12 protein-coding genes are annotated in these 11,794 nt (G+C 37.1%); 6 read left to right on the forward strand and 6 right to left on the reverse strand.

Going from position 1 to position 11,794, the window contains the following annotated elements; genetic code table 11:
* The coding region (locus ACQR30_RS16765) for a Rho termination factor N-terminal domain-containing protein (protein WP_429736909.1) at positions 1-973 on the reverse strand (973 nt) is incomplete at its 3' end.
* A gap of 256 nt (positions 974-1,229) precedes the next feature.
* Here ACQR30_RS16765 and ACQR30_RS16770 point away from each other — a divergent pair.
* From ACQR30_RS16770 to ACQR30_RS16780, 3 genes are all read left to right on the forward strand, one after another.
* Complete coding sequence (locus ACQR30_RS16770; RefSeq protein ID WP_429736910.1) at positions 1,230-1,556, forward strand: MmcQ/YjbR family DNA-binding protein; 327 nt, start codon at positions 1,230-1,232, stop codon at positions 1,554-1,556.
* A gap of 91 nt (positions 1,557-1,647) precedes the next feature.
* Positions 1,648-2,481, forward strand: a complete 834-nt coding sequence (locus ACQR30_RS16775) for a mechanosensitive ion channel family protein (RefSeq protein WP_429736911.1) — start codon at positions 1,648-1,650, stop codon at positions 2,479-2,481.
* Positions 2,482-2,505: 24 nt separating this feature from the next.
* Complete coding sequence (locus ACQR30_RS16780; protein WP_429736912.1) at positions 2,506-3,300, forward strand: TIGR00266 family protein; 795 nt, start codon at positions 2,506-2,508, stop codon at positions 3,298-3,300.
* Between the two features lie 166 nt (positions 3,301-3,466).
* Here the strand turns inward: ACQR30_RS16780 and htpG are convergent, their stop codons facing one another.
* Positions 3,467-5,275: a molecular chaperone HtpG gene (gene htpG / locus ACQR30_RS16785; protein WP_429736914.1), complete on the reverse strand. Its 1,809-nt coding sequence runs from the start codon at positions 5,273-5,275 to the stop codon at positions 3,467-3,469.
* A gap of 151 nt (positions 5,276-5,426) precedes the next feature.
* Here htpG and ACQR30_RS16790 point away from each other — a divergent pair, with 151 nt between their 5' ends.
* The gene (locus ACQR30_RS16790; protein WP_429736916.1) at positions 5,427-6,083 is read left to right on the forward strand and encodes a hypothetical protein; all 657 of its coding nucleotides are present in this window, start codon (positions 5,427-5,429) and stop codon (positions 6,081-6,083) included.
* A 3-nt stretch (positions 6,084-6,086) separates the two neighbouring features.
* Here ACQR30_RS16790 and ACQR30_RS16795 read toward each other — a convergent pair whose 3' ends face one another.
* Positions 6,087-6,557, reverse strand: coding sequence for a regulatory protein RecX (locus ACQR30_RS16795; RefSeq protein WP_429736917.1), 471 nt, complete (start codon positions 6,555-6,557; stop codon positions 6,087-6,089).
* Between the two features lie 203 nt (positions 6,558-6,760).
* Here ACQR30_RS16795 and dnaN point away from each other — a divergent pair, with 203 nt between their 5' ends.
* Complete coding sequence (gene dnaN, locus ACQR30_RS16800; RefSeq protein WP_429736919.1) at positions 6,761-7,873, forward strand: DNA polymerase III subunit beta; 1,113 nt, start codon at positions 6,761-6,763, stop codon at positions 7,871-7,873.
* A gap of 252 nt (positions 7,874-8,125) precedes the next feature.
* Here the strand turns inward: dnaN and ACQR30_RS16805 are convergent, their stop codons facing one another.
* From ACQR30_RS16805 to ACQR30_RS16815, 3 genes are all read right to left on the reverse strand, one after another.
* Complete coding sequence (locus ACQR30_RS16805) at positions 8,126-8,440, reverse strand: Rieske (2Fe-2S) protein (protein WP_429736921.1); 315 nt, start codon at positions 8,438-8,440, stop codon at positions 8,126-8,128.
* A gap of 78 nt (positions 8,441-8,518) precedes the next feature.
* Positions 8,519-9,706 carry a GTPase HflX gene (gene hflX, locus ACQR30_RS16810; RefSeq protein WP_429736922.1) on the reverse strand — a complete coding sequence of 396 codons (1,188 nt, stop codon included), beginning with the start codon at positions 9,704-9,706 and terminating at the stop codon, positions 8,519-8,521.
* Positions 9,707-9,762: 56 nt separating this feature from the next.
* Positions 9,763-10,551 carry an outer membrane beta-barrel protein gene (locus ACQR30_RS16815; protein ID WP_429736923.1) on the reverse strand — a complete coding sequence of 263 codons (789 nt, stop codon included), beginning with the start codon at positions 10,549-10,551 and terminating at the stop codon, positions 9,763-9,765.
* 219 nt (positions 10,552-10,770) lie between these two features.
* On the opposite strand from ACQR30_RS16815, the gene ACQR30_RS16820 reads away from it, so the two are divergent.
* Positions 10,771-11,715 (forward strand): isopenicillin N synthase family dioxygenase, encoded by a 945-nt coding sequence (locus ACQR30_RS16820; protein ID WP_429736925.1) that lies wholly within the window; start codon positions 10,771-10,773, stop codon positions 11,713-11,715.
* Positions 11,716-11,794 lie beyond the last annotated feature (79 nt).

An 11,794-nucleotide genomic window follows, 5' to 3' on the forward strand; every position in this document is an offset into this window, starting at 1 on the left:
ACAAATCCATTATCCTGGTGCTATAATGCGAAGGGCTTTGAAATAAGTTGAGTTTCTCAAATGGAAATAGTGGTGTGAGGTAATCAAATGGTACACGATCGCGTACCTCATCAGGACCTTTACCGTTAATCGTCTCTACGCGTAGAAGTGCAAAATATTTTTCTCCATCTTTTGGTGGGCGTACAGCGCCAAATACAGTATCTCCTGTTTTTAATCCGAATAATTTTATTTGAGATGGAGAAACATACACATCATCCGGAGACGATAAGTAATTGTAATCGGAAGAACGTAAAAATCCGTAACCATCGGGCATCATTTCTAAAACGCCCTCGCTCAAAATGATTCCATCAAATTCGATGTTAAAAGCGGGTTCTCTTTTTACATGTTTTTGAGCAATGCGTTCTGGAGTGGAGGGGGGGACGATATCTTTTTCGTCCATTTTTTCTAGTTCTTCTACCGAGATATCTCCTTCATTATTACTTAGGAGTGCCAAAAATGCATCGGATATCTTGGGTAATTCTTCGTCGTCTGACAGATTCTTATTGTCTTGATTTTCTTTATCTTTTGAAAAGCTGGCTTCTTTTCTATCTTTATTTTCAGGTCTCTTTCCTGTTGCCTCTTTTGCTTTTACATCCTTGTTTTCAGCAGGTTGTGCCTTGTGGGCTGCTTTCTTTATGTGTTTTCGGGGGAGTTTTTTTGGATCACTCTCTTCTTTTTTTCCTTCGGGCGCTTCTTTACTCATTACTTCAGCCTCTTCTGTCGTGTTGGCTGTCGTAGCTTTTACAGTACGTTTTCTGGATGGTTTTTCAGTGGCGCTTTTTTTCTCCGCGCTTAAATCTACAGCTTGTTTGTCAAGTATTTTATATATAAGTTCCTGTTTGTCACTTTTTTTAGAAACGGGGACTTTTAGCTGTTCCGCAACGTCTAAAAGTTCAGGAACCAACATATCGTTCAATTGCAAAATGTCGTACATAAATAGGTATAAATTGAAATGAAGGGTTTCATCCTTGGCGCATTTAATAGATAAAGCGCAGTTCTTTAATTAAAATTAAATGAGTAAATGAAGAATAAAAGATAATTGTTGATATTGAAAAAACAAACTTAGATGTGCATGGCTGTGTACTAACTGTCTGTTTGTGATGCAATATTACAAAAAAAAATTTAATTCCAAATTTTTTTTAAGTCGAGCATATCCGCGGGAAATTTTAATTTTGAGAAAAACTTTCTTCATGTATATAGATGAAATTCGCGATTACACCCTCGCTCTTGACCAACAAGTTGAAGAATGTTTTCCCTTTGGTGAAGAAACTTTTGTGTATAAAATTTCTGGAAAGATATTTTTACTAATGAGTTTTGACAACGCACAATTGCGGATAAATGTAAAGTGTAACCCGGACAAAGCAGTTGAATTGCGGGAACAATATGCATCCATTATACCTGGGTACCACATGAACAAAAAGCATTGGAATACCTTAATAATTGACGGGAGTCTACCGGCAGGACTCATTAAAGAATGCATCCGCCATTCCTATCTCCTAGTAGTTAAGAGGAAATGAAATCATTTAAACAAATATTAAAACATTGGTAGCCTACCCTCGGAAGGTTATTTTGTATCTTAGCCAGATTATCGTCAAAATTAAAAGCTGAATGAAAGATTCTCAAAACATATTAACTTTTTTGAAAACATTGATAGTAACCAAAGGCCTAAGTATAGTGCTAGCCGTTATTTTCTTTTTTGTCGGCAGATGGCTGATAAAGATAATTATCAAACTTGTTAATCACCGCTTTGAGTCAAAAGAAGTAGATATTTCTTTACGCGACTTCCTTAGGAGCATTATCCGTTTTGGTTTGTATATTTTATTGATTCTTACAGTGGTGTCTATGATGGGAATAGAAACCACGTCTTTTCTCACGGTAATTGGTGCTGCGGGCCTTTCCATTGGTTTGGCATTGCAGGGTAGTTTATCCAACTTTGCAGGCGGTGTGCTTATTTTATTATTCAAACCTTTTAGAGTAGGCGAATATATTTCGTCTAGCAATGGTGTTGCAGGGACAGTCGAAAAAATTGATATTTTGTACACTACCTTGAAAACGGGTGATGGCATTGCTGTATATGCGCCCAATGGACCTCTGGCTAACGCGGTAATTACCAATTATTCACAAAAAGAAACCCGCTGCGCTGAATATATCATTGGCATTTCTTATGACTCAGATATTCAAAAGGCAAGGGAGGTAATCCTGAGCGTTTTGGAAAAGGATAAACAAATTCTCCAAACGCCGGCACCGCAGGTAAACGTAAATGAGTTGGCCAGCAGCTCGGTTAACTTATCTATCAAAGCATGGATTAATACGACGGATTATTGGACTGTTTTGTACAGAAATCGGGAAAATATAAAGATAGCTTTGGATAAAAATAATATTCCCATTCCATTTCCTCAATCGGAAATGCGTATTCTATCTGATAAAAAAACACTTATTTAGATTTTTTAAAATAAAAATACAGGTATGCAAAACCACGAAATAGACTATAAAATTATTGGTGAAGAAATGCAGTATGTAGAAGTGGAACTTGATCCGCAGGAGTCCGCTATTGCCGAGCCAGGCAGTTTTATGATGATGGAAGACGGCATTCAAATGCAAACTATTTTTAGTGATGGAAGCGCTCAAAACGACGGCATTTTAAACAAACTCTTTTCTGCGGGTAAACGCTTGCTCGCCGGAGAGAATATGTTTATGACGGCTTATACGAATGTAGCGCCGCAGGGCAAAAAGCATGTATCTTTTGCGGCTCCTTATCCCGGGAAGATAATTCCCCTAAACTTAAATGCATTAGGAGGAAAGGTGATTTGTCAAAAAGACGCATTTCTCTGCGCTGCCAAAGGCGTTTCGGTAAGTATTGAATTTCAAAAAAAGTTGGGTACGGGACTTTTCGGCGGTGAAGGGTTTATTATGGAAAAATTAGAAGGTGATGGTATGGCCTTTATGCATGCAGGTGGCCATATTGTAGAAAAAGTTTTGCAGCCGGGAGAAAGGTTAAAAATAGATACGGGCTGTATCGTAGGTTTTACCGGAGGTGTAAGTTATGATATCGAATTTATCGGAGGCATCAAAAATACCTTATTTGGCGGTGAAGGCGTATTCTTTGCTTTATTGCAGGGTCCTGGAACTGTCTGGATACAAACTTTACCAATCAGCCGTCTAGCCGGAAGAATTCTAGCTTATGGCACTTACAAGCAAAAAGGGGAAGGAAGCATATTGGGTGCTCTTGGTGGTTGGATTGACGGTGATAATAGCTTGTAGTGTAAACAATATTGGAACCAGAAACCTTTGTGCTGTTAGGCGCTCCTCATTTATTTAATAGATAAAGGGAGTTCGCACCTTTTGAATATGTTTAAATATCAATAATATAAAAGCCAATTAGCGATAAATGGCTAATTGGCTTTTATTACGAAAAAAACAAATTCGATTAACTCATCAACTCCACACTTCTATTAATAAATTCGGTCAAATTGCTACCTTTTAGTAACCCTTGCGAAAGCAATGCTAAGTCGGCTAAATTGCGGGTTTGTTTTTCTTGTTGCGTTTTGTCCTCTTCTTTTAACAATGTCTGATATATTGGATGATTACCATTTATCGTTAGGGTGACTTCATCAGGCATGTTGGCGTAGAAGGAAGCCATCCCACCACTTACCGCACCCATGTCTTTCATGCGGCGCATAAATTCGGGCCGGGTAGCCACTACTGGCGCAGTTTGCGGAGTCAGTCCTTTTACTTCAACTGTCACATTTAAATTAGGTATATGAACACCAAAAAGCGATTTCAAAATTTCTGCTTCTTCTTTACTTAAAATGCTATCTGCATTTTCATTTTTGTCAATCAAATTATCCACAATGTCGGCATCCACGCGTGTAAATTGTATATCGCTCCACTTCATTTCCATATTGTTTACAAAAGCAGCATCTACAATTGTTTCAAAACGTACCGTTTTATAACCCTTGTCGGCACACGCTTTCAGGTAAGCATCCTGCTGAACCAAATCAGTAGAGTATAAGACTACATATTTGCCTTCTTTGTTTTTCTGTAAAGATTCAACAGCGGTTTTATATTCTTCCGAAGTGTAGAATTGCTTTTCATCTAACGCGTCTTGCATTAAGAAATATTTATTGGCCTTGTCCAAAAATTTGTCTTCGGTCATCATGCCATATTTCACAAACAAGCCGATGCTTTCCCATTTTTCTTCGAAAGATTTTCTGTCATTTTTGAAAATATCTTCCAATTTGTCAGAAACTTTTTTGGTGATATGTGCATTTATTTTACGCACATTCGGATCCCCCTGTAGATAACTACGACTTACATTTAATGGGATGTCTGGGCTATCAATAACACCGTGCAACAACATTAAAAACTCGGGAACAATATCTTTTACTTCATCGGTTACAAAAACCTGATTACTATATAATTGTATTTTATCTTTTTGTATTTCGTAGCTCTGTTTGATTTTGGGGAAGTATAAAATGCCTGTCAAGTTAAATGGATAATCTACATTCAAGTGAATCCAGAACAGGGGTGCTTCGCCAAATGGATATAATTCTTTGTAGAAATTTTTATAATCTTCCTCCGTTAATTCGGACGGCTTCTTTACCCAAAGTGGATCGGTATTGTTGATTTGCTTGTCTTCAAAGAAAATAGGAATTGGTAAGAATTTGCAGAATTTCTCCAGAATGCCGCGAATTTTGTCAGCATTTAAAAACTCCTCACTATCACTGTTAATATGCAAGACAATTTTTGTTCCCCGATCATCTTTTTCTGTTTCGCCAATTTCGTAGGCCGGGCTTCCATCACAACTCCAGAAGGTAGCAGGTTCGTCTTTAAAACTTTTGGTAAAAACGTCCACTTTGTCGCTCACCATAAAAGCGCTGTAAAAACCAAGACCGAAATGCCCGATGATACTAGCATCTTTATACTTGTTTAAAAATTCCTCTGCACCGCTAAAGGCCACTTGATTCAGGTATTTGTCTACTTCTTCTGCAGTCATACCCACGCCATGATCAGCGATGGTTAGGGTCTTGTTTTCATTGTCTAAAGAAACATCGATGCGTAATTCGCCCAATTCTCCTTTAGCTTCTCCGATGGAAGAAAGTGTTTTAATTTTTTGGGAGGCATCCACTGCGTTACTTATCAACTCACGCAAAAAGATATCATGTTCGCTGTATAAGAATTTTTTAATGATCGGAAAAATGTTTTCCGTATGAACCCTTATTTGACCCTTTTCCATATTGCTCTAATTAAAAATTTAAAAGTTAATTATTCAAAGCCTTTGAATCAAAGAGGATACCAAAATTATTTTGCTGCCATGATGGCAACTACGGCGTAATTTATGAATGGAGAATCTGTGCTTTTGGCTTTTTAATTTTTACTTTTGGCAAATGAAAATTGTAATTACCTCTGCGACTAAATTTGAAGTGCGACCTTTAAAAGAGTTGGTTAAAAGTAAAGACTGGCAAAATATTCGTTTCCACGATGCTGGTGTAGGAATTTTGCAAAGTACTTTTTCTATTCAAAAAATGATGTGGGCGGAAAAACCCGACTTCATTATTCAAGTTGGCATTGCCGGTACTTTTGATTCGAACTGCATTTTGGGAGATGTCGTTTTGGTGGAAGAGGAATTTTTGGGCAGCTGCGGTGTAGAAGAAAATGGAGAATGGCTGGATATTTTTAATTTGAATTTACTGCAGCCCAATTATGCCCCTTTTCAAAAAACAGGCCTAAAAAACCCTTTTACAGAAAAATATAATTTGTTGCAGTTACCGGCAATAAAGGCGATTACCATTGATGAAATCTCTACAAACAAAGAACGAATAGACAAATTAAAGAATAAATATGAATGTAAAATAGAAAGCATGGAGGGAGCGGCGTTGCATTATTGTGGACTCCAATACCAAATTCCATTTCTGCAAATTCGCGGTGTTTCAAATTATGTGGGGGAGCGTAATAAACAAAACTGGAAAATAGATGAGGCCATAAATAATGCTTGTCAAAAAGTATTTAAATTACTCGGAATATTAAGCCAGGTGGAGTTGTAAGGGTTATTTTTTGCTTCTTATTTTTTGAAGTACTTCTCTTATCAAATTAATTTCATATCCTTTTTGCATTAAATACTTTGTGGTTTTTTCTTCTCGCACAATGTATTGATCTGCTCTTAAGCTTTCCCATTTTTTCAAAGCCATTTTTTCTAATGTTTGCAAATAAGTAGGTTCATCTATTTCACGAAGCGCTATTTTTATATTGTAAGGGCTTACTTTTTTTTGTTTCAGTTCATTGATGATTTTTATTCTTCCCCATTGTTTTATCCTGAATTTTCCACCGACAAACATTTGGGCGAAGCGCTCTTCATTCAAATAATTTTCTTCAATGAGTTCTGCCATTATCGGTTCCACATCCTTTTTATACAGGCCAAATCCATATAATTTGTCTTTTACTTCTTGATGACTTCTTTCCTGATAGGCACAATAAGTCTTTATCTTTTGTAATGCTTGTGATGGCGTAAGTGGTTGCATTTTTAGCGAAAAGGACGTTTAAAGTTGGAAGATATTGCAAACCTAATGTTTTCTGTAAAATAGAAAAGAAAGTAAAGTTATAAACAATGTTAGTTAATAATTTTTCTCGTTTCGTTTCTAATTAGTAAAATTGCAGTTCGAGATGTGGGGAACAGAAGGTTAAGTTCCATTTGACAATATAAAAATAAATAAAAACTATCCAGATGAAATTTATTGTTTCTTCTTCTACTTTATTAAAACAACTACAACAAATTAGTGGTGTTATAAGTAGCAACACGGTTCTGCCAGTGCTAGAGGATTTCCTGTTTGAAATTACTGATAAAAAATTGATGATAGTCGCCACCGATTTAGAAACGGTAATGCGTGTGCAAATCGGTATAGAAAGCAATGAAAATGGCCGTTTTTGTGTGCCTGCAAAAATATTGTTAGATACATTGAAAGCCCTACCAGACCAACCATTAACATTTAGTATTGATGAAAGTTTCGCAATAGAAATTACCAGCGAAAACGGTAAATATAAAATAATGGGTGAAAATTCAGATAACTTTCCCAAAGACCCATCTGATGAAGCATCCAGCAGTTTTACCATATTGAGCGCGGCGTTATTGACAGCCATCAATAAAACACTTTTTGCGGTAAGTAGCGATGATTTACGCCCAGCGATGACTGGAGTGTTTTTTGAATTGAGTGAAAAAGAAATTCAATTTGTTTCCACAGATGCACATCGATTGGTAAAATATAAACGCACCGACGTAGCACCCGGTGAAACAGGTAGTTTTATCGTTCCTCGTAAGCCGCTCAATGTTTTAAAAAATGTATTGCCCGATAATGAAGACGCTTTAATAATCAGCCATACAGCGAATCACCTTTTCGTTAAACATGAAAATACTTCTCTTATTTGTCGATTGATTGATGCACGTTTTCCCGATTATAAAGTAGTTATTCCGGCTTCCAATCCTTATGTGATGACGTTGGATAAAGCGACCTTCGCCAGCGGTCTTCGTCGTTTGAATGTATTTGCGAACAAAAGCACCAACTTGGTTGTTCTTTCTATTTCAGGTAGTGAATTACAATTAAGCGCACAGGATGTGGACTTTAATTTTGAAGGAAATGAACGCTTATCTTGTCAATATAACGGAGAACCTATTCAAATAGGGTTTAACGCAAAATTCTTAAGTGAAATGCTGAATGCGGCAGACTCTGATGAAGTAAAAGTAGAACTTTCTACTCCTTCTAAGGCAGGGTTGATAAAACCCATAGAGCAAGAGCCTAATGAAGATTTATTGTTATTAATGATGCCTTTATTGGTTAACTAATTCTTTTTTGAAGATTAAACTGAATCCTGAGATGCTTTATTTACTGCAGAAAGATCTCAGGATTTTTATAAAAAGGAGCGCAAAAGCCATCCGTTGCGGGTGTGGATGGGCTGCAGCGACCAACAAGATTTAAAAATACTGTCTCGTTTAGGAACTAACTCGGACACTTAACAAAAACGGAGTAAGGCATTACCATTGGGTAAGTCTATGAGCTTCAAAGTCCAACCCATCGCTCTGCCATGAGTGAGCCGTTCACATTTCCACATACCAACCGTCTTCTCTTTTTTCAACAGGAAAAATTTTCAATTTATATCCCTCTCCTGTAACGTTTCTACCGTTTTGTAAGGCAAAACGATAGCCATGCATAGGGCAAACGACGCAACCCTTGACATCCAGATAACCTTCGGATAATAGATTACCGGCATGTGGGCATTTTTCGGCAAAGGCAAAAAGTTGATTTTCTATTCTAGCCAGAGTAATTTGCTTGCTACCAACAGTTACATTACATAAATTATTTTCGGCAAAAGCAATATCGAAAATGGTTCCGGCTATTTTATAAAAAGGCATCTCTGATATTTTAGACTCCCCTATTTGCGGGAATAATGGAACATAGGTCGAAAAGGAGCTTTTTTCAAACCCCTCCAATTAAAAAAGCTGCTCTTTATAAGGGTAGCGAATTGTGTACATTTCACGTACGCGTGCCAAAATGAAATTGCGCAACTGCTCGATATTCTGCTTTTCCTTCGCAGAAATAAATATACTATTTCCTTCAGTAATGTTGTGCCATTTCTCGTTTAATTCTTGCAATATTTGATGCTTAATATCTTCTTGCAGCCATTCGTCAAAATTGCGTTCAGCATATAAATCCATTTTGTTGAAAACCGTAATGACGGGTTTGTCAGCTACCCCAATCTCTTGTAATATTTTGTTTACAACACCTAATTGGTCTTCGTGCTGTTCGTGTGAAATATCGACTACGTGGATTAAAATATCGGCCTCGCGCACTTCATCCAGGGTACTTTTAAAACTCTCCACTAAATGGTGCGGTAACTTTCGGATAAAACCAACAGTATCACTCAATAAGAAGGGCGTGTTTTCGTACACTAATTTTCTTGTAGTAGTATCCAGGGTGGCGAATAATTTATTCTCAGCAAACACGTCGCTTTTACTGAGAATATTCATAATGGTACTTTTGCCGACATTGGTATAGCCGACCAGCGATACGCGTATAAACTCACCTCGTTCTTTGCGTTGAGTGAAAGATTGCTTATCTATTTCTTTGAGGCGCTTGCGCAGCAGGGATATTTTGTCTTTTACAATACGACGATCTGTCTCTATTTCCGTTTCACCGGGGCCGCGTGAACCGATACCTGCCCCTTGCCTTTCTAAGTGGGACCACATACCTCGCAAACGCGGAAGAATGTATTGATATTGTGCTAACTCCACCTGTACTTTTGCCTGCGCTGTGCGTGCGCGGCGAGCAAAAATATCTAAGATCAAATCGCTTCGGTCGAGGGTTTTTATTTTTACGACTTCCTGAATATTTTTGATTTGAGAGCCGGTTAGTTCATCGTCAAAAATTAGCAGGTCGACAGTTCTGCCCTTTATATAATTAGCTATTTCTTCCAATTTTCCTTTTCCAACAAATGTTCTGCTGTCCGGCTGGCTTAGTTTCTGTTGAAAACGTTTAATTGTTTTTGCACCGGCGGTTTCTGTCAAAAAAGACAACTCATCCAAATATTCCGTCAGTTGTGCTTCTGTTTGACCTTCCTGAATCACCCCTACTAAAATGGCTGTTTCTTCTTCCTTAATACTCTTTTGTTTGTCTATCAAAACTTTAATTTTTACAAAGATAATACAAGTTATCCTGTAGAATTATTTAGCTGGCGTTACATTATACTAATGCCTAGTCCAATGGAATATGGATGTATAACTGGTCCCAAGCCTGATTTTACTAATTGTGTAAGCTGGTAAGTGCCATAAAGTGATAGTAAGCCATAACTCACCCGCATAGTGCCATCTATTCTGGTAGTATTAAAAAATCTTTTGCTATACTCTTTTTGTATAAAAGCAGGGCCATAAAGACTTGTTCCGGAAGAATTTAACTCATCTTTCCCTTTACTGTGCGCACTTAAAAGAAGGCCTCCTTTCAGACCAACTGCGAATCTAAACCCCTTGGAAGGGTTTTCCATATTGGCACTGTATCTTAATTCAAGTGGAATTTCTGCATAAGTTAAAACTATTTTATATTTTTTAAATATATTGGAAGTCGTACTAACAGTAAGGGTAGTGGAAGAGGCTATATCCACATTCTTTTTATTAAAAAAGGCATTAGAACTACTATAGCCCAGACCAAATCCCAAGCTATAATGTGGATTCGTTTTAAACGGTTTGTCAAGCATAAATGCTGCGTTAAACTCGCGACTAAACCCTTTAAATGCAAAATCACTATTGGCGCCAGACCAGCCCACGCCGCCAAATTGGAACATAAAATGATCTCCGGCGCGATGACTTAAATCAATATTGCCAAATTGCTTTTTCGTTTTCGTTTGAATGTTTTGTGGCTGCGTCAAGCTAAGAGAATCTTTGCTGGCAATATAAGCACTGTCATTCGCTTGGGCATTTACTGCGCTAACAGCGAATAATACGAGAATAGTAGCTATAAAATATTTCCTCATTCTTAATAATTTTCCTTTGCCATGCGATGGCTTTGTTTTGTTAATGGGCAAATGTAATTTAATTGTAATTGCAAGCTGTTAAAAACTTAGTAAAAATAATGGTTATTTTATAAAAAGCTAAACTAGTTATTTGTGAAAACTTCTTTTGGAAAGTTGATTTTTTTTTGTTTCTTTATATGTTATCTAGAGAATATTTAGCAAAATTAAAATAGCATAAATATGGCAATACCAGTTGTTGATTTATCAGAGTTCCTAAAAGGGGAACCCATTCAACGTAATTTATTTGTGCATAAATTAGGTAAAGCCTATGAAGATGTAGGCTTTGTTGCAGTAAAAAACCACGGCATTCCACAATCATTAATAGATGATTTATACAAATATGTAAAAGCATTTTTCAGTCTTGCTGTTCTCCAAAAACTAAATTATCAGAAACCAGAATTAGCCGGTCAACGTGGTTATACCAGTTTTGGACAGGAACATGCCAAAGGTTTTGATGCACCAGACTTAAAGGAGTTTTTTCAATATGGACAAACGGCGGAAGGAGAAAAGATGCCATTAGAGGATTACCCACCTAATATTTCCGTTGAAGAAGTGCCTCAATTGGCCCCCACACTTTATCAGGCTTTTCGTCATTTTGAAAATAGTGGAAAAGCTTTGCTTTCGGCAATTGCAATATATTTGGGGTTAGAGGAAAATTATTTTGATCAATATATACACAATGGTAATTCCATTATTCGTTGTATTCATTATCCGCCTATTACACAGGAGCCTAAATCTGCTATTCGCGCGGAGCAACATGAAGATATCAATCTGATTACCCTATTGGTAGGCGCCTCCGCAGATGGCTTGCAAGTAATGAATAAAGATAATGAATGGGTGAGTGCTACTTCCGAACCTGATCAGATTGTTGTAAATGTGGGTGACATGTTACAGCGACTTACGAATAATAAGTTGAGAAGTACAACCCATCGTGTAGTAAATCCACCTCGTGACAAATGGAATACCAGTCGATATTCTATTCCTTTCTTTTTGCATCCTCGTAGTGAAATGAGCTTGGCTTGTTTGAAAAACTGTATTGATGAAAATCATCCAAAAGCTTATGAAGATATTACAGCAGGAGAATATTTGAACGAACGGTTGAAGGAGATTGGTTTGAAAAAGTAAAAGCGTTTATGATAAATAATAAGAAACGGCAAATGATTTAATTTTACTTGCCGTTTTTACTGTGCCGTGTACGACGATT

Origin of the sequence: Arachidicoccus sp. (assembly GCF_050436765.1) — a bacterium.
Classification (GTDB): Bacteria; Bacteroidota; Bacteroidia; order Chitinophagales; family Chitinophagaceae; genus Arachidicoccus.

Coding starts and splice junctions, on each gene's coding strand:
- dnaN (WP_429736919.1), top strand. CDS start 6,761: ATGAAATTTATTGTTTCTTCTTCTACTTTATTAAAACAACTACAACAA.
- ACQR30_RS16790 (WP_429736916.1), top strand. CDS start 5,427: ATGAAAATTGTAATTACCTCTGCGACTAAATTTGAAGTGCGACCTTTA.
- ACQR30_RS16795 (WP_429736917.1), bottom strand. CDS start 6,557: ATGCAACCACTTACGCCATCACAAGCATTACAAAAGATAAAGACTTAT.
- ACQR30_RS16805 (WP_429736921.1), bottom strand. CDS start 8,440: ATGCCTTTTTATAAAATAGCCGGAACCATTTTCGATATTGCTTTTGCC.
- ACQR30_RS16815 (WP_429736923.1), bottom strand. CDS start 10,551: ATGAGGAAATATTTTATAGCTACTATTCTCGTATTATTCGCTGTTAGC.
- ACQR30_RS16770 (WP_429736910.1), top strand. CDS start 1,230: ATGTATATAGATGAAATTCGCGATTACACCCTCGCTCTTGACCAACAA.
- ACQR30_RS16820 (WP_429736925.1), top strand. CDS start 10,771: ATGGCAATACCAGTTGTTGATTTATCAGAGTTCCTAAAAGGGGAACCC.
- htpG (WP_429736914.1), bottom strand. CDS start 5,275: ATGGAAAAGGGTCAAATAAGGGTTCATACGGAAAACATTTTTCCGATC.
- ACQR30_RS16780 (WP_429736912.1), top strand. CDS start 2,506: ATGCAAAACCACGAAATAGACTATAAAATTATTGGTGAAGAAATGCAG.
- ACQR30_RS16775 (WP_429736911.1), top strand. CDS start 1,648: ATGAAAGATTCTCAAAACATATTAACTTTTTTGAAAACATTGATAGTA.